This window comes from Paracoccus marinaquae, assembly GCF_018860165.1.
GTDB lineage: Bacteria > Pseudomonadota > Alphaproteobacteria > Rhodobacterales > Rhodobacteraceae > Paracoccus > Paracoccus marinaquae.
In genome coordinates this window covers 1-21,169 of sequence record NZ_JAHKNG010000031.1, presented here as the reverse complement: position 1 = coordinate 21,169, position 21,169 = coordinate 1, and the positions used below count along the sequence as shown (strand labels likewise).

Here is a 21,169-nt window from a genome sequence, read left to right as displayed (position 1 = left end):
GTACGCCTGATGCGCCACACGCTTCCGCATGCGCCGCAGTTCTATGTGACGGCTCCGCAGCCCTGCCCCTATCTGCACGGCCGGGCCGAACGCAAGCTGTTCACGGCCCTGCATGGCGACAACGCGGCCGAGCTGAACAACGCACTGTCCCGGCAAGGCTTTCGCCGCTCGCAGAACGTCCTCTACCGCCCCAGTTGCGAAAGCTGCGTGGCCTGCATGTCGGCGCGTATCCGGGTCGCGGATTTTGTCGCCTCACGGACCCAGCGGCGGCTGCAGCGGCGCAACGTGAACCTGCGCCGGCTGGCGACCAGCGCCTGGGCGACCGAAGAGCAGTTCGACCTGTTCCGCCGCTATCTCGACCGTCGTCATGCCGATGGCGGCATGGCCGACATGGACATCTTCGAATTTGCCGCGATGATCGAGGAAACCCCGGTCAAGACCCGCGTGATCGAATACCGCCAACGCGCCACCGCAGCCGGAAAGGCTGTTCAGGGCGAGGATCATCTGGCCGCCGTCTGCCTGACCGATGTGCTGGATGACGGGCTGAGCCTTGTCTACAGCTTCTACGACCCGGCGCTGCGCGCGGCCAGCCTTGGCACCTATCTGATCCTCGATCACATCGAGATCGCCCGTGCTGCCGGCTTGCCCTATGTCTATCTTGGCTACTGGGTTCCGGGCAGCCGCAAGATGGATTACAAGGCCCGCTTTGCCGCCCTCGAGATCTACAAGGGCGGGGTCTGGCAGAATATCGGCAACCCCGAGGACCATTCCAACGAGGCGCATCCCCTGTCGGTCGATCCCATCGTCGAGCAGGTCGCCCGCATCGCCCTGCCCCAGTTCGACCGCTGAGAGCCTGCGACGTGGCGGCCCGGCGCCCTCAGCCGTGCCGTGGTCGTCGAGGCCGGCGTCAGAACGGCACAGGCGCGGAGAAGGTCACCTGCACGCCGCTGTCGGGATGTTTCAGCCGCAGGCTCTCGGCATGCAGCATCAGCCGCGGATGATCGGCGGCGGCACCCGTCGCATAGAGCGGATCCCCAAGGATCGGATGCCCGGTCGCGGCCATATGCACCCGCAGTTGATGGCTGCGCCCGGTCAGCGGGAACAGCCGCACCCGCGTCTCGTCCTCGCCCGCGCGGATCACCCGCCAGTCGGTCTGCGCCGGCCGGCCTTCAACGTGGTCGACCTTCTGCCGGGGCCGGTTCGGCCAGTCCACGATCAGCGGCAGATCGACCCGGCCGGTCTTCGGCTGGAGGAGGCCGGCGACGCGGGCGACATAGGCCTTTTTCGTGCGCCGCTCCTCGAACTGCTTTGACAGATGCCGCTGCGCATGCGGCGTCAGCCCGAAGACGATCACCCCCGAGGTGTCCAGATCCAGCCGATGCACCAGCAGGACGGTCGGAAAGGCGCCACGCAACCGCTCGATCAGGCAATCGGCCTTGTCCGGCCCCCGGCCCGGCACCGACAAGAGGCCCGCGGGCTTGTCGACCACGAGGATTTCGTGATCGGCATGTATGACCTCGGGCATGCCGGGTGGCGGGGCGTAGGCAAAGCTCATTTCGCCACAAGGCGCAGCGCGAGGCCGGCAAATATCACGGCGGCGACCCGGTTCACGAGACGCAGGCGACGGCCCAGCATCTGCCCGGCATGGCCCGCGACGATGCCGTAGCCCATCGTCACCAGCGTCCCGGTGACGGCGAAGATCAGCCCCAGCCCAAGGATCTGCTGCCAGATCGGGCCGTAAGCCGGGCTGGTGAATTGCGGCAGGAAGGCCAGCAGGAACAGCACCGGCTTGGGATTGAGGATATTGGACAGGGCGCCGCGCCGGATGATCGCCCAGGGCGCGCGCGCGGCACGGGCCTGCGGCTCGACCGGCCCGGTATTCCAGCTTTTGAAGGCCAGCCACATGAGATAGGCGGCGCCGGCATATTTCACCGCCATCAATGCCCCGGGATGGGCGGCGACGACCGCGCCAAGCCCCAGCGTGGCCAGCATCAGGTGAAACAGCACCCCCAGCCCGACGCCGAACCCGGCCAGCGCGCCCGCCCGCGGCCCGCCCTGAATGCCGCAGGCACTGGCGAAGAACACATCCTGGCCGGGAACGAAGTTCAACAGCAGCCCGCCGGCGACGAAAGCCAGCAGTTCCGCCAGAGGAATATTCGACAAGCTGTCCCAGATCATTTCAGCCATCCCGGCACACAATAGTCGCCCCGATACTGCGGATAGCTGACCGAGCCAAGCCGCAGGCCGGTGGGCAGGTCCAGGGCGCCGGCCGAGACATCGACCCGGTTCGTGCCCTCGGGCCGCCAGAACAGGCCTGAGCCGCATGTGCCGCAGAAGCCGCGCGTGGCGCGCGGGCTGTGGCGATACCAGCACAAGGCCTCGTCACGGCTGAAGTGCAGCGCCGGCCAGCGCATGGTGACATAGGCCCAGACATGGCCCGACCAGCGACGGCACTGGCCGCAATGGCATTCATGCGCTGCCACCGCGCGGCCCTCGCCCGAAAACGCCACCGCACCGCAAAGGCAGGCGCCGTGCCACTTCATCCCTGTGCCTGCTGCGGCAGGTCGTCGGCGATCCGGTAGTAATCGCCCTTGTCGGCCACATAGATGTGGCTGCGAAGTTCCAGCCCCGTCGGATTGTCGACCGCGCCGGGCGAGACCGAGAGTGTCTCGCGCCCGACCGGCCGCCAGAACAGCGATGTCCCGCAGGTCGAACAGAACCCCCGCTCGGCCTCGGCCGACGAGCGGTACCAGCGCAGCGCCTCGCCCGCGATCACCGGGCTTTCCAGATAGAAGGAGGCCCAGACATGGCCCGACCAGCGGCGGCACTGGCCGCAATGGCAGGCCACGACCTCGGGGTCGGGCCGCCGCCCGGAGAATCGCACCGCCCCGCACAGGCACTGCCCGGCGATCTCGACGCCATCCGCTTCGGTCATCGCACCTCTCCTCCAGCCGCAGGGCATCCTCAGGGCCGGAAAGGTCGGGCAGATCGCCGGGAATGTCCAGCGCGGCAGTCGCAAAGGCCCACCCGACGTTCACCGCGAAACCTCGCAGTGCGCGGCCATGGACGGCGCGGGCGGGATCGGCCAATCTGCGCGGCATGATAAGGCTGTCGCTGACCACCCGCGTCCTGCTTGTGATCCTCGTCGTGCAGGCGCTGCTGCTGGCGACGCTGGCGGTGGCGAATATCGGCCATCTGCGCCGCGAAATCGCCGCCGAAACCCGGCTGGCGGCGCAGACCGCCCGGTCGCTGGTGTTGGCGACCATCGGCACGATGCAGGACGCGGTTCCGGATGACCGGCTGATGGCGATGCTGCCCGAACGGCTGGTGCCGCCGCGTCATACCCGGATCGGCGTTCTGGATGCGCGCGAGGCATCTATCCGCCAGGCTGCCGCCCCGCCCGAGGCGCATGGCACCGCCCCGGCCTGGTTCGCGGCGCTGGTCAAACCCGAACCGCAGGAAACCCGGCTGCCAGTGGTTCTTGGCGGGCGGCCCCGCGGTTTCGTCTATATCGCCGCCGACCCCGGTGCCGAGATCGCCGCCGCCTGGCGCGGCCTGCGCTCGACCATGGCGCTGACCGGGGCGGCGGCATTGCTGCAGGCGCTGCTGATCCTGTTCGCCACCCGGCACGCGCTGCGACCGGTCGAGGGCATCGCCGCGCGCCTGTCCGAACTGAGCCGGGGCGATCTTTCGGCCCGGGTGGGGTCGCTGCCACAGCCCGATCTGGCACCGCTGGCCGCGGGCGTGGACCGGCTGGCCGACACGCTGGAGCAGGCCCAGGCCGATCGCGCCCGGCTGCAGCGGCAGGTCATCAGCCGCGGCGATGACGAGCGCAAGGCCATCGCCCGCGACCTGCATGACGAGATGGGCCCCTGTCTCTTCGGCCTGCGGGTCGAGGCCGATGCGCTGCGCAAGGCGGCCCCCTCGCCCGCCATCGCCGAACATGCCGCCACGATCGCCACCATCGCCGAGGAAATCGCGCGGGTGAACCGCAGCCTGCTTGACGACCTGCGCCCGGCCGCCATCGGGCAGTTGCCGCTGGCGACGGTGCTGTCGGATTACCTGGCCGATCTTTCCCGCCGATTCCCCGACACCGCCATCACCTCGGACATTGATCCGGCCCTGCCCGAGCCGGACGAGGCGACCGCACTGACATTGTTCCGGATCCTGCAGGAGGGCACCACCAACGCCCTGCGCCACGCGAATGCCCGCGAAATCGAGATCCGGCTCTGGACCGATCCCGCGCATTGGCGCATGATCCTGTCCGATGACGGTGCCGGCTTCGCCCCCGGCCGTCGCGAGGGCACCGGCCTGACCGGCATGCGCGAACGGATCACTCTGCTGGGCGGCATGCTGCGCCTGTCATCGGATGCAAACGGAACCACCATCGAGGCAAGCCTGCCGCGCATGCAGGCGGGATGAGGCCAAAAGGCATGAAAAGCGCACTGGTCATCGACGACCACCCGATCACCCATCTGGGCGCCAGCCGGCTGCTGCGCGAGCTGGGGTATGATTCGGTCGGCCAGGCCATGTCCGGGGACGAGGCGCTGCGGCAACTGGACACCGGGCCGGCGCCGGAGCTGATCGTGCTGGACATCAGCCTGCCCGGAACCGGCGGGCTGGAACTGGTCGGGCCGCTGCGCGATGCCGCGCCTGCCGCGAAGATCCTGGTCTTCTCGATGAACGACCAGACCGGATTCGCCGCCCGCGCGCTGCAGGCCGGGGCGCAGGGATTCCTGTCGAAGAACGCACCCCCGGCCGATTTCCGCGAGGCGGTGCAGCGGCTGGAGGCAGGCGAGTTCTACCTGTCGGCGAGGCAGGCCGTGGCGCTGGCCACGCTGCGCGCCGGAGCCAGCGCCGATCCCATTGCCGCCCTTTCCGAGCGCGAGCGTCAGGTACTGGGGCGGATCGGCCGCGGCCTCAGCCTGCAGGCCATCGCCGACGAACTGGGCGTAAGTTACAAGACCGCCGCCAACACCTCGTCGGCGCTGAAGCGAAAGCTGGGGGTGGACGGCATCAACGGGCTGATGAAGGTCGCCCTCGACAGCGGCGTCTGAAAGGGGAGGAAGCATCATGTTGGGCTGGTTCGGAATTGCCGAGAACGCCGCAGCGGGAGAAGCCGACCGCCTGCTGGCGAGGCTGGCGGCCGATCTGTCGGCGGCCGGCCTGCGCGTCGCGGGGGCGGTGCAGCGCGATACCGAGCGGGGCGGAAACTGCGCCTGCGACATGGACCTGATCGTGCTGGGCGAAGAGGATCGCCCGATCCGCATCTCGCAATCGCTGGGTTCCGGTTCGACCGGTTGCCGGCTCGATGCGGGCGCGTTCGAGATGGCCGTGGCGCGGATCGATGCGCGGCTGGCGGGGGCCGAACTGCTGATCCTGCCGAAATTCGGCCGCCAGGAGGCCCAGGGGCGGGGCTATTGCCCGCTTATTGCCCAGGCCATCTCGATCGGGATCCCGGTTCTTCTGCATGTCTCGGCAAAGCGTCGCGCGGCATTCACAGCGTTCTGCGGCGACATGGGAGAGCATCTGGCCGCCGACCGGCTGTCCGAATGGTGCCTGGAGCAGACCGCGGGCGCCCTGTGAGCGCAGCCGAGGTGATCGACGCGCGGGGCCTGCTCTGTCCCCTGCCGGTGCTGCGGTTGCGCAAGGCGCTGCTGGCGGTTGAACCGGGCGCGCATGTCGTGCTGATCGCCAGTGATCCGATGGCGGTGGTCGATGTGCCGCATTTCTGCGGGGCGGCCGGTCATGTCATGCTGGCCATGCGCGACCTGCACGACGGAACCTGCGAATTCACCGTCGAAAGGGGGCTGTCTGCCCCCTCGGCCGCAAGCGGCCTCACCCCCGAGGATATTTGAGCGAAGAAGAAGATGAACATGCGGATGTCGAACCATCGGAAGCGTTTCTCCGATCTGAGCGAACACGAGATGCTGGCGCTGGCGATCTCGTCGGAAGAGGATGACGCGCTGATCTATCGCCACTGGGCCGAGTTGCTGCGCGACGACTATCCGGCGACGGCGGCGGTGTTCGAGGGCATGGCCGAGGAGGAGAACGGGCATCGGCGGCGCCTGATCGACACCTATCGCGCGCGCTTCGGCACGGCCATCCCGGTGATCCGGCGCGAGCATGTCGCCGGCTATTATGGCCGCCGCCCGGCCTGGATGATGCAGACCCTGTCGCTGGAGGCGATCCGCAACGAATCGGCGTTGATGGAACATGATGCGGCGCAGTTCTATGCCCGTGCCGCCCAGGCCAGCACCGACGCCGCGACCCGCAAGCTGCTGGGCGATCTTGCCGCGGCCGAGCGCAATCATGGCGAGCGCGCCGAGGAACTGTCCGAAGAGCATCTGACGACCGCCGCCCGCGCGGAAGAGGGGGCCGTTGCGCATCGCGATTTCGTGCTGACCTGGGTACAGCCGGGGCTGGCCGGGCTGATGGATGGCAGCGTCTCGACGCTGGCGCCGATCTTTGCCACCGCCTTCGCCACGCAGGACACATGGACGACCTTTCTGGTCGGACTGGCCGCCAGCCTTGGCGCGGGCATCAGCATGGGCTTTACCGAGGCCGCGTCCGATGACGGGGTGGTGTCGGGGCGCGGCTCTCCGATCAAGCGCGGCATCGCCTCGGGGGTGATGACGGCGGTGGGCGGCCTTGGCCATGCCCTGCCCTATCTGATCCCGCATTTCTGGACCGCCACGATCATCGCCTGTGTCGTCGTCTTCGTCGAGTTGTGGGCGATCGCCTGGATTCAGAACCGCTGGATGCAGACCCCCTTCTGGCGGGCGGCCTTGCAAGTGGTGGTGGGCGGTGGTTTGGTCTTCGCCACGGGGGTGCTGATCGGGTCAGGCTGATCCCCCGAAAAAGGGGGATGATGTGAGCTACCGGCCCTTGGCCCTGCCCGACCGGGTGCAGCTGTCGCCCGAACGATCGCTGGAGGCGGCACGGGCGTTTCGCGACTATATGCGGCGGCGGCATTCGGTGCGCGATTTCAGCGATGCGCCGGTCGATCCTGCGGTGATCGAGGCCTGTATCGAGGCGGCCGGCAGCGCGCCATCGGGCGCCAACCATCAGCCGTGGCATTTCGTGGCGATTGCCGATCCGGCGATGAAGGCCCGCATCCGCGCGGCGGCCGAGGAGGAGGAACGCGCCTTCTATGCCGGGGGCGGCGGCGACGAATGGCTGGCGGCGCTGGAGCCGGTGGGCACCGGCCCCGACAAGCCGCATCTGACCATCGCACCCTGGCTGATCGTGGCCTTTGCACAGCGCTATGGGCTGCGCGACGACCGGCGGCACAAGCATTATTACGTTCCCGAAAGCGTCGGCATCGCCTGCGGCATGCTGATCGCGGCGATCCACCATGCCGGGCTGGTCACGCTGGAACATACGCCAAACCCGATGAAGTTCCTCAACGACCTCTGCCGCCGGCCGGAGAACGAAAAGCCGGTGATGATCCTGCCGGTTGGCCTGCCGGCCGAGGGTGCGACGGTGCCGGCGGCGGCCAAGGTCAAGAAGCCGCTCGTCGATATCATGTCGGTTTTCTGATGCTGGCGGTCTTTCTGAAGACGCTGCCGTTCTTCGGCCTGATCGGCCTCGGCTGGCTGGCGGCGCGGACCCGCTTCTTCCCCGAGGAAGGCGCCGTCTGGCTGACCAAATTCGTGTTCTTCTTCGCCCTGTCGGCGATGCTGTTCCGCTTTGCCGCGGGCCTCGATCTGGGTGCTTTGCTCGATCTGCGCTTCCTGATCGCCTATCTGGCCGGTTCGGGTCTGGTCTGGGTCATCGGCCTGATGGTCGGTCGCGCGCGCGGACTGGACCTGCCCGAAGCGGCGATGGAGGCACAATGCTGCATGGTCGGCAATACCGGCTTTCTGGGGGTGCCGCTGCTGGTCGCGCTGCTGGGCGAACGCGCGGTCGGGCCGGTGCTGATGACGCTGGCAGCCGACCTTCTGGTCTTTTCCACGCTGATCACGCTGATCATCCATGCCGCCCGCAGCGGCGGAATCCGGCTGGGCAGCCTGATGCCGGTGCTGCGCGGCATCGTCGCCAACCCGATGATCCTGTCGATGGTGGCGGGGCTGCTCTGGGCGCATTTGCGGCTGCCGATGCCGCAGCCCCTCGACGAATTCCTTCTGATTCTGGGCTCTGCCGCGACGCCGGGGGCGTTGTTCGCCATCGGCGCCAGCCTTGCTGCGCGGCAGGCGCGACGGCTGGCGGCCTCGGGCTGGCTCAGCTTCGCCAAGCTGGTGCTGCACCCGGCGGCGGTGGGCGCGGCGGCGATGCTGCTGCAGGTCGAGCCTTTCGCCGCTGGCGTCATGATCGCCGCCGCTGCGCTGCCGGTCGCGGGCAACGTCTATATCCTCGCCCAGTATTTCGGGGTGGCGCAGCAACGGGTCTCGGCCGCGATCCTGATCTCGACCGCGGCCAGCATCGTCACCATCCCGCTGGTCATGCTGCTGATCGGGCAGGCGTAAAGCGATACGCTTGAAATTTGAACCCTCCCTCAGGATCGTTGAATTTCATGACGGGCGGCGGCGCAACCTCTTCGCATATCGAGGTTGCGCCGCCCATCTCAGACGACAAACCCGCAGGCGGATGCCGGTGCCCGGGTGTCCATGTTGCGGCCACGGTTCAGGTGGTCGTCGATCTCGGCGGCCGATCCGATCATCCGGCCGAAGAGGAAGACGGTGAAGGCGGCGGTTTCCAGATCGCGCCGGGACAGCCGGCCCGACTGGTAATCCTCCCACAGCAGCGCCAGCATCAGCGCGGCGATGACCGCATCGACATTGACGCAGAAGACATAGGGCGTGGCGCCGACCTCGCGCAGTTGCTGCACCAGTTCGCGGTAGAAGGCGTGGAACACGTTGTAATGACCACGCTCTGCCATGAATTCGGCGATGAAGACCTCGCGCGGGTCGTGGTTGACCGGCTTACCCTTGAAGACCGGGTGGTGAACCCCCGGCAGGGCGCGGGTCCCGGCGCCGGTTTCCTTGGCCAATCGCTTGTCGCGCCTGTATTGCAGCGCGAAGTCACGCGCGATCGCGGTCAGGTCCAGCCCGTGATTCGGGTCGGTCGGATCGCTGAGGCCGCTGTCCCTGAACTGGTCCAGCAGGAAGGCCATGCCTTCGAAGCCGTTGCCGCCATGGCTGTAGCCGGTATGGGTCAGAAAGCCGACCATGGCCTTGTTGATCTGCACCCGCTCGGGCGTTTGCGGCCCGTCGGCGGCGACCGCCCCCTTGGCGCCCTGCGCCGAGATCGAGCCCGGCCCGTTCGAGATCAGGAGCCCGACCAGCAGCTGCAGCAGTTCCGCCTCGGCCTTCGCCGGGCGCTTGCCGGTCATGGCGAGATAGCACAGATCGGCCATGGTCCATTGGCCGAAGCGCTCATCCCGGGCGATGCCGTAAAGCTGGCCGTGCCGGTGCTGCGGGCCGGGGATGGTCGCGCCGACCATCACCCCATAGAGGCGCAGATGCCAGGGCAGGGTGCGGGCCGTCAGCCGGGTGATCCGCTTGCGCATCAGGGGCCCCCACGAGATCGTCAGCGCGATGGCAGCAAGAATGGCGTCCCGGTTCAGCCGCCCGCCAAGGCCCGAGAGGTATTTCAGAAAGACCGACTTGCCGCCCCGCGCCTTCACCGCCGCCAGCATCGCCTCGGGGCGGGGATCATCGGCCTCGTCCGCGCTGGCCAGAAACAGCGCGCGGCTGTCCTCGTCCATGACGATCCCGCTGGTGTCGAAGCCCTCGTCGCGGCCGTCCTTCAGGCCGGAATGGGCGAACAGTTCGATCAGGATATCGGTGCAGGCCAGCGCGCGTTCGACCCGGCGCGGCCCGACGATCGAGGCCGCCGCCGCCATCACGCTGTTGGGCGAATTGCCGGCCTCGCGCGCCGCATCGGCCGCGATCAGGATCGGATCACCGACCAGATTCACCTCGGCCGCGACCGCCACATCCAGCATCGCCCGGTCGTTCGGACCGGCGATCTCATGCACCAGCGGCAGCGCGAAATTCGCCTCTAGCGGCTGCAGCGCCAGATCCAGCACGGTATGGCCATGCACGGATGTGACCTGCGTCTTCGGGTCCATCACCGAGGCGCCGGACTTGTCCTTCATCGTCTGACGTGCAACGACCGCGCCGATCTGGCTGCCAAGGGCCGCTATCTGTCCGGCATAGGGTGCGGGCGCTGACACCGGAGCCAGGGCCAGATTGGCCGGCAGAGCCACGCCCTGATCGTTCGCGATCCAGGTCTTCAGCGTCAGATCGCCGCGCGGGGCAAAGTCGGGTGCCTGCCCGTTCAGGGCCATCACCGCCGTCAGCGCGGCCGGGATATCGGCGATATTGGTGACCACCGCGCCTTTCTTCGACACGTGCTGCGGGGTTTCGGGGGTGAAGATGCCGCCCGAGCCGAAAGCCTCGACGAACCAGCCTTCCTTGTCCTCGGCCCGGTCGCCCGATCCGGCCATGGCGCCGGCATGGCCGACCGCGCGGGTCAGCCGCGATTTCCAGCGCCCGACGACGCAGGCCACCACCGGCTTCTGCCAGTCGATCGCATGTTCGTAATAGCCGCCCGGTTCGGCATAAAGCACCGCCGCGGCCGAACGGTCGTCGTTGTGGAAACCATGGGCGAAATCGCGGGCGCCGTAGTTGATATAGACATCCTTGCCGCTGGAAATCAGCGTGGTCGTGCCCCAGCCCTCGGTCGCCAGATATTGCGCGATGGTGGTGGTGAACCCACCCGAGTTCGAGAAGATCGCCACCGACCCCTTGATCAGCGATTCCTCGGGGTGATCGCCGCCAAGCGCACCGCCGATCCTGACCCGGTTCCAGCTGTCGGCGACGCCAAGGCAGTTCCCGCCGATGATGTCGATGCCATTGGCCTGCGCCATGGCCCGGACCTCGCGGGCGTCATGGATGGCGATCTTTTCGGTGATGATGACGATCTTTTCGAGGCCCGGGTTGACCCGGATCAGCTCTGCCACGCCGTCGCGCACGCCCGAGGGCGGCAAGTAGATCACGCCGGTATTGAAGGCATGGCCCGCATCCAGCCCCTCGCGGACGTTGTTGAAGACCGGGATGTCACCGCCCGCGGTTTTCAGCACCTGACCGGCGCGGCCGGGCGAGGTGCCGAAGACCACGTTGCCGCCGGAAAAGGCATGGCTGGTCGGCGTTACCTGCCGGCTTTCGCCGCCCATGATGTTCAGCACGCAGACCCGGTCCGCCGGCGTGGCGATATCGGCCAGCGAGCGGATGCCCAGGTAATAGGGAAATTCCTTGATGCCCTGACGATACATGTCTTGCTCTCCTCTCAAGCTGCGCTGCGGATGCCCATGGCCTCCGCGATCTGCTGGCGTCCGCCTTCGCGCATCCAGCCATCCACCTTGCGGGCATAGTTCACGACCTCGGAAATCGCGCTGTCGAAGCCGAAGAAGCGATAGGGAACGCCAAGGCTGTCCAGCGTCTCGGCCAGGTTGCCCATGCCGCGCACCAGATTGGGGCCGCCCCGGCCCACCACGACGTAAAGCGGTGTCGGCCCATACGCGGCGAAATGCTCGCGCAGCGCGTCGCCCATGCCGCGGAAGGTCTCGTGAATGTCGGTGTTGTTCGACTTGCCGCCGATGATGAACAGCACATTGGTCTGTTTCAGGAAGTGGCGATAGCAGATCGACGCGACGGATTTCATCTTCTCATAGGGCGGGTTGCCGCCGAAATCGGAACTGATGATCGCCGCATCGCCCAGAACCTCGGTCACGAGGCTGTTGGCGCCGCCGCCGAAGGTGGGGGCAAGGATGGTGCCATTCTCGTTGATGACGAAAACATCCGACTGGCCCTGATGGGTGCGCAGCTGATTCACCTCCTGCTCGAAGGCCGAGATATCCGAGGCGAACAGATGATTCGGCAGGCCAAGGCGGCTGACGCGCGGATCGTCACGGTCGAAGCCGCATTTGAAATCGCAGGCAACCGGGGTCAGCCGCCCGCCCTTGTCGACGCGCATCCGGATCGGGTTCAGCTCCAGCGTGGTCATGCCGTAATGGTGCATCAACTCCCACAGCTTCGGCAGGTGCTGGACCAGGGGCGAGATGATCTCGCGCGGGGCGCCGATATCGGTCAGCGCATTGGCGACGACAAAGGCCTTCAGCCCGGTCAGTGCCTCGAACGGAACGTTCGCGATCTCGGATTTATCCAGTTCCTCGATATCGACGCCGCCGCGATGGGTCAGGGTCATGGTCGGGGCGCGGTATCGGGTGTCGTCGGTGATCGAGAAATAGACCTCATGCTCGGCCGGGATGCCGGCCTCGAAGGTCACGCCATTGGCCTTGGCATAGGCATTGCCATGACGATGTTCGGCGAAGTAGAGCCGTTCCTTCTCGGCCAGCGCGGTCTTCAGGTCCCTGGCCTTGCCGATCAGCCCGGCCTTGCCCTTCTTGCCGACGCCGCCGCGAAACAGCGGCTTGATGAAGATCAGACCGTGACGGTCGATCAGGGCCTGAATGTCATCCTCGCTGGCATCGGGTCCCAGAATCTCGGATGTTGGAAACCCGACATGGTCCAGAAGCTTGCTGCCATGCAGCATTCCGGTCAGTTGCATGTTGCTTTCTCCTCCTGCGGGCGTCGTGCTGCCCCTGGTCGCAGCAGCCCAATGCCCTGCAAAGCTGACAGCAGGCTGACGCGGAGGAATTCCGTCGAACATTGTCCGAGGCGCTGGTGCGGGCAGACGCGGAGGCACGGTTCAAGCGATCAGCCTGCAGAAACCAGTGGCATCGGCGGTCATCAGGAGGCCGGCAACGGGCAAAGGTCAGTTGCGCCGCTTCAAGGACGCAACAGGGGGGCCACGAGGAACTGAAGTCAAACAGAGACGCTTCGTCTGAGATACCCGCGCGGATGTATCCGCGCAGTTCTCTCAGCGCTGATAATGGCCTCCGCCACGCAGAAGCATGGCCTCAAGCGGCACCGCACCGGCTGATCGACCGACACTGCGTGTGGAGGCGGCCAGCATTGCCGGTGCCGGCACCTCATTGGCATAGTGCCAGACGGCATGCGCCGCCGCCCCCGCAAGCGCTTCGAGGGTTGCCTCATCGGCATTGGCAATGTCGTCGCAGGCCTTGTGGTAGCAGGGATCATAGGCCATCCCGGCCGTGCCCCCGAAATCGGCAGCCTCGCTTTCGCTTTTCAGGTCCTCTGCCCCTGAAAACAGCCCGCCCGCCGGGATGCCGCGGGCGATGAACGGCCCGTAATCCGATCGCCCGTCGAAGGCGCTTGGGCGGGTCGGCAGGCTGGCCCCGGCAAAATAGTCAAGAAAGACCGCCTCGATCTCGGCCGACCCGTCGGGGCCAGCGGGCTGACTGTCCGAACCGTCGCCATCGTAGACGAAATTGACCGCGTTGGGCGAGCCGAGCATGTCGAAGTTGAGGTTGAGCACGATCCGCGCAAGATCCTCGGGGGTAAGCTGCTCGACGTAATGCTGCGATCCCAGCAGGCCCCATTCCTCGGCACCCCAGAAGCCAAAGCGCAGCTTGTTGACCGGCGGCCCGCCCTGTTCGGCCAGGCGCAAAGCGATTTCAAGCAGGACGGCGGTGCCGCTGCCATTGTCATTGTTCCCCGGCCCCTCGCCAACCGAATCGAGATGGGCGCCAGCGACCACCACTCGTTCCGGGTCGCCCTGCGGCGATTCGCCGATCACGTTCGCGGTCGTCACGGACTGGGTGGTCGCCGTCACGGCGACCCGCGCGCGAACCTCGCCCGCCTGGGCCAGCGCCTGCAATTCGTCGCCAACCGCGAAACTGGTGGTGACGCTTGGAATGCTGACAGGAGTCGCCAGCGACCCCGTCGTGGCGTCCTGGCGGCCGGGTTGACCCTCGTTGAACACAAGCACCGCCGCGTAACCTGCAGCAGCCGCGTTGTCGACCTTGGTCTGGAAGGTGCAGGTGCCGCGTTGCACCAGTGCGATGGCCGGGCTGTCGGGCGGCGCCGGAAAGTCCTCGGGCTCGCAGCCGCTGGTCGAACTTGGATCCGTGGACGGCGGAATCACCAGATCCACCGTGGGAATCACGATCCCCTCGACCGTGCCGGCGCCGGAATTGCGCATGGTCACGAAATCGGCGCCGGCGGCAAAGGTCTTTGCGTCCGGCGAGACCAGTTCCAGCTGCGGCGCGGCGGTTTCCTCGAAATTCAGGAAATGGAAGGGCTGCACAGTCACCTGATAGCCCGCCTGGCGCAGCTGCTCGGCCACATATTCGGCCGAGGCATCATAGCCGGCACTGCCGGACACCCGGCTGCCGCCATTATCCGTTGCAATATCGGCCAGCGCCTGCTGATGCGCGCGGATCGCCTTGATCGTCACCGCATTGCGAATGGCGGAACTGTCGGTCTGCGCCGAGGCGGGCGCCGCAAGCAGCATCACGCCCGCAGCCACGGCGAGACGCATGGACATCGAAATCTTCACCCGGCACATGCTGGCCCCCAAACCCCGGTTACGTTGCCAGCATATATTAAATTAATTGGCCCGTGAAATCTATTGTGTTTATAAATAATGGCGCGATAAAATCACAAACCGTAAATGTTTTTTTGAATATATCCACTCACCAGAAACAAAACGTGGATTCTGCAGAAGAATATCCTAAAAAATCCACCCGGGATTTGCCGCGTGAAGCCGGCGGGACCTCGTCCTCTCCGCCCATCAGCCGGGCGCGCCGTCATTGCAGAAAGCGATAGCGGGTCGTCTCGGACCAAATCTGGCCGGGGCGCAGGATCGCGTCGGGGAAAGCCGGCCGGTTCGGCGCATCGGGCCAGTGCTGGGTTTCCAGCGCCGCGCCGGCATGGGGGCCATAGCGACGGCCATCCAGCCCCGGCACCCCGTCCATATAGGCGCCATCATAGAATTGCAGGCCGCAGGCAGTGGTTTCGACCTGCAGGGCAAGCCCGCTTTCTCCGGTCAGCCGGGCGACCGGGCGCAGGCTGCGCGGCCCGTCCGACAGGCAGAAATTGTGATCGTATCCCGCCTGCCCGATCACCCTCGGCGCGCGGAAATCGAACGCGCTGCCCTCCACCGGGGCGATCTGCCCGGTCGGGATCAGATCGTCATCGACCGGCAGGTAGTGATCGGCGGCGATCATCAGCGCATAGTTGCGGATGTCGCCCGCCCCGTCCAGATCGAAATAGCCGTGATGGGTCAGGCTGCAAGGGGTCGGCGCGTCGCATGTGGCTGCCAGCGTCAGGTTCAGCGCATCCTCGGCCAGCCAGATCTGCGCGGTCATGTCCATCCTGCCGGGAAAGCCCATATGACCGTCAGCCAGTTGCAGGGTCAGGCTGACCCTGTCCTCGGCCCGCGACTCGACCGTCCACAGCATCAGGTCGGTGCCCTGGGTCCCGCCATGCAGGGTATGGCGGGTGCGGAAATTCGGGTCGGTTCGGTATTCCCGCCCATCCAGGGTGAAACGCGCCCCGCCGATCCGGTTGGCAAAGCGGCCAACGACGGCACCGAAATAGCGGGCCGGACCCAGATAACCCTCAAGCCGGTCGCAGCCCAGGACCAGCGGATGGGCCACGCCCTCCAGCCGCAGATCCTGCACGATGGCGCCCATGGTCAGGATCTGCGCCCGCAACCCACCGCTCCGCAAGGTGATCCGCCGCACCTGCCGGCCATCGGCCAGGATACCGAAGATGGTCGGGCTCACAGGATCACCCGCGGCTCGGACAGGCCGGCCACCGAGGCGCGGGCCAGATAGGGCAGGCCCTGTGCCGCATCGGCGTTCTCGATACCCTGCCGCGCGGTCGTCACCAGCAGGTCGCGCATATCGCCCCCGCCATGGGCCGGGCAGGAACTGTGCAGCCCGCCCACCGCAATCTCGTCAAGGCGTTGCCCCTCCGGGGCAAAGCGGATCACCCGCCCCGCGCCCCAGCAGGCGATGCAGATCGCGCCACCCGCGTCGATCACCGCCCCGTCGGGCTCAAGCCCCATCGGGCGGCAATCCAGAAACACCTGCCGATCGCCCAGCGGCCAGCCCTCGGCATCCAGCGGCTGTCGCCAGACCATGCCCGCCTGCGTATCGGCGTAATGCGCCAAGCGGCCGTCGGCGGAAAAGCAGATCGCGTTCGGGATGGTGACCGCTTCGACCAGCCGTCGCAGCTCACCCCGGAAATAGCGATAGATCGCGCCCCGCCCGAACTCGGCCGCCTTGCCCATGGTGCCGAACCAGAAGCCGCCCTGCCGGTCGGCGCGGCCGTCATTCGAGCGGGTGCCGTGGTCATCTGCCTCGACCGGCACCAGATCCTCCAGCCGGCCATCGCGCAGGTCCAGCAGCGCCAGCCCCGTCTCGGTCGCGATCAGCAGCAGATCGCGATCCACCCAGCCGGCGGCCGAGGCCATGCGGTCGAAGCGCCATTCCAGCGGGCCGGTGTCGTCGCGGGACAGCAGGCGCCGGTTCAGGATGTCAAACCAGAAGAACTGGCCGCGTTCGGGATGCCACAGCGGCCCCTCGCCCAGGTCGCAATGGCGGTCGTCAAAGGGTTTCATGCGGCACCTCGGGCCAGCCTCGATTGCGACAGATGCAGCAGACCCTTCTGCAACAGGATGAAGACCAGCAGCAGGATGCCGATGACGATCTTGGTCCACCAGCTGGAAAGCGTGCCGTCGAAGACGATATAGGTCTGAATGAGCCCCATGGTGAGAACGCCGACCAGCGTGCCGAACATATAGCCCGCCCCCCCGGTCAGCAGCGTGCCGCCGATCACCACGGCGGCGATGGCGGTCAGCTCGGTCCCCACGGTCGCCAGCGAATAGCCCGAGCCGGTATAGATCGAGAAGACGATCCCCGACAGCCCCGCCATCAGCCCCGAAAAGGCATAGACCAGCATCGTCGTGCGTCCCTGCCGCACGCCCATCAGCCGCGCCGTCGCCTCGCCACCGCCAAGCGCATAGACGGATGCGCCGAAGCGGGTCTTGTGGGCGATGACCATGCCCGCCAGCACGGTCAGCACCATCAGCACCCCGATCAGCGTCAGCCGGCCCTTGCCGGGCATCAGCCAATAGGCCCTTTGCAGCGTGGTGTAGAATTCGTGCTGGATCGGCACGGAATCGATCGACAGCATATAGGCCGCGCCGCGCGCCAGGAACATGCCGGCCAGGGTGACGATGAAGGCCGGCATGGCGAGGCGGTCGATCAGGAACCCCATGGCGGCACCAAAGGCGGTGGTCAGCGCCAGGAGCATCGCAAAGACCACCAGCGGATGCAGCGAGGTGTCGCGCAGCACCACGGCGATGAACACGCCCGAAAAGGCGATGACCGAGCCGACCGAGAGGTCGATCCCCCCCGACAGGATCACCAGCGTCATGCCGACCGCGACGATACCCAGATAGGCGTTGTCGGTCAGCAGGTTGCCGATCACCCGCGTGGACAGGATGTTCGGGAATTGCAGCCAGCACAGCAGATAGGCCAGCAGGAAGATGGCGATGGTCGCGTAAAGCGGCAGGGCGCGGGTGTTCATGTCTGGCCTCCGGTCGCGGCGCGGGCCTCGCGGCCGGCACGCTGGCTGTCGCGCCACAGCCGCCATTCGCCGGCGATGCGCGGCGATTGCAGCACAAGGATCACCAAGACCAGAACCGCCTTGATGACGAGGTTGTATTCGGACGGGAACCCGGCCAGCAGGATGCCGGTGTCGATGGTCTGGATGATCATCGCCCCGATCAGCGAGGCAAGGATCGAGAACCGCCCCCCAGCAGGGAATTGCCGCCGATCACCACGGCAAGGATCGCGTCCAGTTCCAGCCACAGCCCGGCATTGTTGGCGTCGGCCCCGCGAATATCGGCGGTCACGATGATGCCCGCCAGCGCCGCGCAAATCCCGGCGCCGATATAGACCGCGATCAGCAGCACCGTGGCATTGACCCCCGCCAGCGCGCTGGCGCGGCGGTTGATGCCGATGGCCTCGACCAGCAGGCCAAGCGCGGTGCGGCGCATCAGGACGGCCACGCCGATCCCGGTCAGCAGCCACAGCCAGGCCGGCGCCGGCAGACCCAGAACCGAGCCCGAGCCGAAGAAGGCAAAGCCGGGATCGGAAAAGGTCAGGATGCGCCCCTCGGTAATCAGCTGGGCGATGCCGCGCCCCATGGTCATCAGGATCAGCGTGGCGACAAAGGGCTGGATGCCGACGATGGCGACCAGGACCCCGTTCCACAGCCCCGCCACGGCCCCGGCGGCCAGCGCCAGCAGCAGCGCCGGCACCAGCCCCAGCCCGCCGGCCACGGCCGAGGCGGCAACCGCGCCGCAGATCGCCATGGTCGCGCCCACCGACAGGTCGATCCCGCGCGTGGCGATGACCAGCGTCATCCCCACGGCCAACAGCGCCACCGGCGCGCCGCGTTTCAGCACGTCGATCACCGGCCCGACCAGACGGCCATCGTTCAGAGAGACATTCAGGAAGCCCGGAAAGAACAGCATGACCAGCGCGATCAGGGCGGCCAGCGCGATCAGCTGCGGGGCGAGACGTTTCAACAGGCTCATGCGGCGGCTCCGTCGCTGGCGATGGCGCGCATGATCTCGTCGCCCGAGACGCGGGCGCCGGTCAGTTCGGCGACATGGCGGCGGTCACGGACGACGATCACCCGGTCGGCCACGGCGACCAGTTCGTCGATCTCGGAACTGATGACCAGCACCGACATGCCGGCATCGGTCAGTTCGTGGATCAGCCGCAGGATCTCGGCATGGGCGCCCACGTCGATGCCGCGTGTCGGCTCATCAAGGATCAGGAATCGCGGGTTCATCGCCAGCCAGCGGGCCAGCACCACCTTCTGCTGGTTGCCGCCCGACAGCTCGCCGATGGCCTTCTCGCGCCCCGAGGTGCGGATATCCAGCCGCCTGATATAGTCGTCGGCCAGCCGGTTCTGCTCGGCCCGCGGGATCGGCCGCGCCCAGCCGCGGCGCGCCTGCAGGCCAAGCACGATATTCTCGCGGATCGACAGGTCGGCGACGATGCCGTCGGTCTTGCGGTCCTCGGGCGCGAAGCCAAAGCCTGCGGCAATGGCGGCGCGCGGGGTCTTGAGGTCCAGCGGGCCATTCGCATCCCGCGCCCCACCGCTCTGGGCCGGGCGGACGCCGAACATCAGTTCCGCGCTTTCGGTGCGACCCGAGCCCAGCAGCCCGGCCAGGCCCACAACCTCGCCCTGGCCCACGGTCAGATCGAAAGGCTCGATCACGCCCCGGCGCCCGAACCCGTTGAAATGCAGCAGTTCCGGGCGGTCGCTCTGGGCCGCCTCGGCACTCTGGTGTTCGACCTCGTCCTCCAGCGCGCGGCCCAGCATATGCTCGATCAGCCTGACCCGGTTCAGGTCGGCGGTGCGTTCGGTCACGATCTTCTGGCCGTTGCGCAAGACCGTCACCCGGTCGGTCAGGTCGAACACCTGATCGAGGAAATGCGAGACGAAGACGATGCCAAGGCCGCGTTCGCGCAGGCCGCGCACCACGTCGAAAACCATCCGCACCTCGGCCGCATCCAGACTGGCGGTGGGTTCGTCAAGGATCAGCACCTTGCCCGACAGGGCCACGGCGCGGGCGATGGCGATGATCTGCTGGATGGCCACCGAATAGGTGCCCAGATCGCGGTCCACATCCAGATCCAGCCCGTAATGGCCCAGCATCGCGCGCGCCTCGGCCCGCATGGCGCGGCTGTCGATCAGGCCGAAGCGGCGCGGCTCACGGCCGAACATCAGGTTCTGCGCCACGGTCAGGTTGGGCAGCAGGTTCACCTCCTGATAGACGGTGCCGATACCCAGATCCTGCGCCTCGACGGTCGAGCGCGGGTCGATCTCGGCCCCGTCCAGCGTGATCGTGCCGCCGTCGCGGGCATAGGCGCCGGTCAGGCATTTGATCAGCGTCGACTTGCCGGCGCCGTTCTCGCCCAGCAGCGCATGGACCTCGCCCGCGGCCAGATCGAAATCCACCGCGTCCAGCGCGCGGGTGCCGGGGAAGGTCTTGGTCAGGGACCGGATGGACAAAAGCATGTTGCCTCCCTTGATACTGCCGGGCCGCGGGGGGCGCGGCCCGGCGCCGGGGCTTCAGTAGCCCAGACCCTTGCGGCGCTCGTATTCGCCGGCCGGGTCGTCGGCCTGCGTAAAGAGCTTCGATTCCGTCTGGATGAACTTCGCGGGCATGGTGCCGTCCGCCCAATAGGCCGCCAGCGCGTCGAAGGCCGGGCCGGCCATGTTCGGCGTCAGTTCGACCGTGGCATTGGCCTCGCCATTCGCCATCGCCTGGAAGATGTCGGGCACCGCGTCGATCGAGACGACGAGGATGTCCTCGCCCGGCTTCAGCCCGGCCTCCTTGATCGCCTGGATCGCGCCCACCGCCATGTCGTCGTTATGGGCGTAAAGCGCGCAGATATCGGCGCCGCCATTCTCGGCCTGAAGAAAGCTTTCCATCACCTCCTTGCCCTGAGCGCGGGTGAAATCGCCGGTCTGGCTGCGCACGATCTCCATGTTGTCATGGCTGGCGATGGCATTCTCGAAGCCGGTCTTGCGGTCGATGGCCGGGGTCGAGCCGGTGGTGCCCTGCAACTCGACGATGCGGCAGGGCTCGCCGCCCACGGCATCGGCCAGCCACTGGCCCGCAACCTCACCCTCATGCACGAGGTTCGAGCCGACGGCGGTCAGATAGAGCTCGTCCGAGCTGTCCACCTGACGGTCCAGCAGCACCACCGGGATCTCGGCCTCCTTGGCCTCTTCCAGAACCGCGTCCCAGCCGGTGGCGACGACCGGGGCCAGCAGGATCGCATCGACGCCCTGCGCCACGAAGGACCGGATCGCGGCGATCTAGTTCTCCTGCTTCTGCTGCGCGTCCGAGAATTGCAGCTGGATGCCGCGCTCTTCGGCCTGGCTCTTGGTCAGCGAGGTCTCGGCCGCCCGCCAGCCGGATTCCGAGCCGATCTGGGCAAAGCCCACGGTCTCGCCCTCGGCCAGCGCCGCGGTCGCGGTGATCGCCAGCGCGGCGGCACTGGTCGTCAGGAACTTGGTCTTCATGGTTATCCTCCCTTGGTTATGTTGGATCGTCGTTGCGTGCTCATCCCGCCAGATCGTCTGGCATGATGTTATTTGGGATGTTCTGGAAGCAGACCGGTCGCAGGAAGCGTCGGATGGAGAGGGTTCCGACGGATGTGGCGCCGAAATTGGTGCTGGCGGGGTAGGGGCCGCCA

General features: G+C 67.0%; 23 protein-coding genes. 8 read left to right on the top strand and 15 right to left on the bottom strand.

Annotation, left to right across the window (positions count from 1 at the left end; genetic code table 11):
- Window positions 1-9 precede the first annotated feature (9 nt).
- Window positions 10-849, top strand: a complete 840-nt coding sequence (locus tag KNW02_RS15010; protein WP_216034097.1) for an arginyltransferase — start codon at window positions 10-12, stop codon at window positions 847-849.
- A gap of 58 nt (window positions 850-907) precedes the next feature.
- Here KNW02_RS15010 and KNW02_RS15005 read toward each other — a convergent pair whose 3' ends face one another.
- Genes KNW02_RS15005 through KNW02_RS14990 form a run of 4 tightly spaced genes read right to left on the bottom strand, consistent with a single transcriptional unit; the run spans window position 908 to window position 2,935 of the window.
- Window positions 908-1,555, bottom strand: a complete 648-nt coding sequence (locus KNW02_RS15005; RefSeq protein ID WP_216034096.1) for a pseudouridine synthase — start codon at window positions 1,553-1,555, stop codon at window positions 908-910.
- Window positions 1,552-2,178, bottom strand: a complete 627-nt coding sequence (locus KNW02_RS15000; protein WP_216034095.1) for a LysE family translocator — start codon at window positions 2,176-2,178, stop codon at window positions 1,552-1,554. Before KNW02_RS15000 ends, KNW02_RS15005 begins: the two co-directional genes overlap by 4 nt.
- Window positions 2,175-2,543 carry a GFA family protein gene (locus KNW02_RS14995; protein WP_216034094.1) on the bottom strand — a complete coding sequence of 123 codons (369 nt, stop codon included), beginning with the start codon at window positions 2,541-2,543 and terminating at the stop codon, window positions 2,175-2,177. The genes KNW02_RS15000 and KNW02_RS14995 overlap by 4 nt, the downstream gene beginning before the upstream one ends.
- Entirely contained in the window at window positions 2,540-2,935 is a 396-nt protein-coding gene (locus KNW02_RS14990) for a GFA family protein (protein ID WP_216034093.1), read from the bottom strand. Before KNW02_RS14990 ends, KNW02_RS14995 begins: the two co-directional genes overlap by 4 nt.
- A gap of 62 nt (window positions 2,936-2,997) precedes the next feature.
- Between KNW02_RS14990 and KNW02_RS14985 the strand changes: the two genes are divergently transcribed.
- From KNW02_RS14985 to KNW02_RS14955, 7 genes are read left to right on the top strand one after another with little or no spacing between them, the layout of a single operon-like run.
- The gene (locus tag KNW02_RS14985) at window positions 2,998-4,422 is read left to right on the top strand and encodes a histidine kinase (protein ID WP_216034092.1); all 1,425 of its coding nucleotides are present in this window, start codon (window positions 2,998-3,000) and stop codon (window positions 4,420-4,422) included.
- An 11-nt stretch (window positions 4,423-4,433) separates the two neighbouring features.
- Complete coding sequence (locus KNW02_RS14980) at window positions 4,434-5,057, top strand: response regulator transcription factor (RefSeq protein WP_216034091.1); 624 nt, start codon at window positions 4,434-4,436, stop codon at window positions 5,055-5,057.
- A 16-nt stretch (window positions 5,058-5,073) separates the two neighbouring features.
- Entirely contained in the window at window positions 5,074-5,586 is a 513-nt protein-coding gene (locus KNW02_RS14975) for a DUF2478 domain-containing protein (RefSeq protein WP_216034090.1), read from the top strand.
- Window positions 5,583-5,858, top strand: coding sequence for a sulfurtransferase TusA family protein (locus KNW02_RS14970; RefSeq protein WP_348524736.1), 276 nt, complete (start codon window positions 5,583-5,585; stop codon window positions 5,856-5,858). Before KNW02_RS14975 ends, KNW02_RS14970 begins: the two co-directional genes overlap by 4 nt.
- Window positions 5,859-5,876: 18 nt before the next feature.
- Complete coding sequence (mbfA, locus tag KNW02_RS14965) at window positions 5,877-6,851, top strand: iron exporter MbfA (protein ID WP_252733931.1); 975 nt, start codon at window positions 5,877-5,879, stop codon at window positions 6,849-6,851.
- Between the two features lie 22 nt (window positions 6,852-6,873).
- A complete protein-coding gene (locus tag KNW02_RS14960) occupies window positions 6,874-7,542 on the top strand; it encodes a nitroreductase family protein (protein ID WP_216034087.1) in 669 nt (222 codons plus the stop codon).
- Window positions 7,542-8,468, top strand: a complete 927-nt coding sequence (locus tag KNW02_RS14955) for an AEC family transporter (protein WP_216034086.1) — start codon at window positions 7,542-7,544, stop codon at window positions 8,466-8,468. Before KNW02_RS14960 ends, KNW02_RS14955 begins: the two co-directional genes overlap by 1 nt.
- A gap of 98 nt (window positions 8,469-8,566) precedes the next feature.
- Here the strand turns inward: KNW02_RS14955 and KNW02_RS14950 are convergent, their stop codons facing one another.
- From KNW02_RS14950 to KNW02_RS21170, 11 genes are all read right to left on the bottom strand, one after another.
- The gene (locus tag KNW02_RS14950; protein ID WP_216034085.1) at window positions 8,567-11,281 is read right to left on the bottom strand and encodes a hypothetical protein; all 2,715 of its coding nucleotides are present in this window, start codon (window positions 11,279-11,281) and stop codon (window positions 8,567-8,569) included.
- Window positions 11,282-11,295: 14 nt separating this feature from the next.
- Window positions 11,296-12,576, bottom strand: a complete 1,281-nt coding sequence (locus KNW02_RS14945) for an ATP citrate lyase citrate-binding domain-containing protein (RefSeq protein WP_216034084.1) — start codon at window positions 12,574-12,576, stop codon at window positions 11,296-11,298.
- A 312-nt stretch (window positions 12,577-12,888) separates the two neighbouring features.
- On the bottom strand, window positions 12,889-14,418 hold the full coding sequence (locus KNW02_RS14940) for a M28 family peptidase (RefSeq protein WP_216034083.1): 1,530 nt from the start codon (window positions 14,416-14,418) through the stop codon (window positions 12,889-12,891).
- Window positions 14,419-14,680: 262 nt separating this feature from the next.
- Complete coding sequence (locus tag KNW02_RS14935) at window positions 14,681-15,661, bottom strand: aldose epimerase family protein (protein ID WP_216034082.1); 981 nt, start codon at window positions 15,659-15,661, stop codon at window positions 14,681-14,683.
- Window positions 15,658-16,500 carry an SMP-30/gluconolactonase/LRE family protein gene (locus KNW02_RS14930; protein WP_216034081.1) on the bottom strand — a complete coding sequence of 281 codons (843 nt, stop codon included), beginning with the start codon at window positions 16,498-16,500 and terminating at the stop codon, window positions 15,658-15,660. The genes KNW02_RS14935 and KNW02_RS14930 overlap by 4 nt, the downstream gene beginning before the upstream one ends.
- Window positions 16,497-17,471 (bottom strand): galactofuranose ABC transporter, permease protein YjfF, encoded by a 975-nt coding sequence (gene yjfF / locus KNW02_RS14925; RefSeq protein ID WP_216034080.1) that lies wholly within the window; start codon window positions 17,469-17,471, stop codon window positions 16,497-16,499. The genes KNW02_RS14930 and yjfF overlap by 4 nt, the downstream gene beginning before the upstream one ends.
- Window positions 17,468-17,662, bottom strand: coding sequence for a hypothetical protein (locus KNW02_RS20895; protein WP_252733929.1), 195 nt, complete (start codon window positions 17,660-17,662; stop codon window positions 17,468-17,470). The genes yjfF and KNW02_RS20895 overlap by 4 nt, the downstream gene beginning before the upstream one ends.
- Window positions 17,663-17,670: 8 nt before the next feature.
- Window positions 17,671-18,486 (bottom strand): ABC transporter permease, encoded by an 816-nt coding sequence (locus KNW02_RS14920; protein WP_252733927.1) that lies wholly within the window; start codon window positions 18,484-18,486, stop codon window positions 17,671-17,673.
- A complete protein-coding gene (locus tag KNW02_RS14915) occupies window positions 18,483-19,982 on the bottom strand; it encodes a sugar ABC transporter ATP-binding protein (protein WP_216034079.1) in 1,500 nt (499 codons plus the stop codon). The genes KNW02_RS14920 and KNW02_RS14915 overlap by 4 nt, the downstream gene beginning before the upstream one ends.
- Window positions 19,983-20,036: 54 nt before the next feature.
- Window positions 20,037-20,780, bottom strand: coding sequence for an ABC transporter substrate-binding protein (locus KNW02_RS14910; protein WP_348524737.1), 744 nt, complete (start codon window positions 20,778-20,780; stop codon window positions 20,037-20,039).
- A gap of 9 nt (window positions 20,781-20,789) precedes the next feature.
- Complete coding sequence (locus KNW02_RS21170; RefSeq protein WP_284438403.1) at window positions 20,790-20,996, bottom strand: hypothetical protein; 207 nt, start codon at window positions 20,994-20,996, stop codon at window positions 20,790-20,792.
- Window positions 20,997-21,169 lie beyond the last annotated feature (173 nt).

Excerpts from the sequence above, each read along its gene's own strand:
- KNW02_RS15010 (WP_216034097.1), top strand. The coding sequence starts at position 10 with ATGCGCCACACGCTTCCGCATGCGCCGCAGTTCTATGTGACGGCTCCG.
- KNW02_RS15005 (WP_216034096.1), bottom strand. The coding sequence starts at position 1,555 with ATGAGCTTTGCCTACGCCCCGCCACCCGGCATGCCCGAGGTCATACAT.
- KNW02_RS15000 (WP_216034095.1), bottom strand. The coding sequence starts at position 2,178 with ATGATCTGGGACAGCTTGTCGAATATTCCTCTGGCGGAACTGCTGGCT.
- KNW02_RS14995 (WP_216034094.1), bottom strand. The coding sequence starts at position 2,543 with ATGAAGTGGCACGGCGCCTGCCTTTGCGGTGCGGTGGCGTTTTCGGGC.
- KNW02_RS14990 (WP_216034093.1), bottom strand. The coding sequence starts at position 2,935 with ATGACCGAAGCGGATGGCGTCGAGATCGCCGGGCAGTGCCTGTGCGGG.
- KNW02_RS14985 (WP_216034092.1), top strand. The coding sequence starts at position 2,998 with ATGTCCAGCGCGGCAGTCGCAAAGGCCCACCCGACGTTCACCGCGAAA.
- KNW02_RS14980 (WP_216034091.1), top strand. The coding sequence starts at position 4,434 with ATGAAAAGCGCACTGGTCATCGACGACCACCCGATCACCCATCTGGGC.
- KNW02_RS14975 (WP_216034090.1), top strand. The coding sequence starts at position 5,074 with ATGTTGGGCTGGTTCGGAATTGCCGAGAACGCCGCAGCGGGAGAAGCC.
- mbfA (WP_252733931.1), top strand. The coding sequence starts at position 5,877 with ATGCGGATGTCGAACCATCGGAAGCGTTTCTCCGATCTGAGCGAACAC.
- KNW02_RS14955 (WP_216034086.1), top strand. The coding sequence starts at position 7,542 with ATGCTGGCGGTCTTTCTGAAGACGCTGCCGTTCTTCGGCCTGATCGGC.
- KNW02_RS14950 (WP_216034085.1), bottom strand. The coding sequence starts at position 11,281 with ATGTATCGTCAGGGCATCAAGGAATTTCCCTATTACCTGGGCATCCGC.
- KNW02_RS14945 (WP_216034084.1), bottom strand. The coding sequence starts at position 12,576 with ATGCAACTGACCGGAATGCTGCATGGCAGCAAGCTTCTGGACCATGTC.
- KNW02_RS14940 (WP_216034083.1), bottom strand. The coding sequence starts at position 14,418 with ATGTCCATGCGTCTCGCCGTGGCTGCGGGCGTGATGCTGCTTGCGGCG.
- KNW02_RS14930 (WP_216034081.1), bottom strand. The coding sequence starts at position 16,500 with ATGAAACCCTTTGACGACCGCCATTGCGACCTGGGCGAGGGGCCGCTG.
- yjfF (WP_216034080.1), bottom strand. The coding sequence starts at position 17,471 with ATGAACACCCGCGCCCTGCCGCTTTACGCGACCATCGCCATCTTCCTG.
- KNW02_RS20895 (WP_252733929.1), bottom strand. The coding sequence starts at position 17,662 with ATGATCATCCAGACCATCGACACCGGCATCCTGCTGGCCGGGTTCCCG.
- KNW02_RS14920 (WP_252733927.1), bottom strand. The coding sequence starts at position 18,486 with ATGAGCCTGTTGAAACGTCTCGCCCCGCAGCTGATCGCGCTGGCCGCC.
- KNW02_RS14915 (WP_216034079.1), bottom strand. The coding sequence starts at position 19,982 with ATGCTTTTGTCCATCCGGTCCCTGACCAAGACCTTCCCCGGCACCCGC.
- KNW02_RS21170 (WP_284438403.1), bottom strand. The coding sequence starts at position 20,996 with ATGAAGACCAAGTTCCTGACGACCAGTGCCGCCGCGCTGGCGATCACC.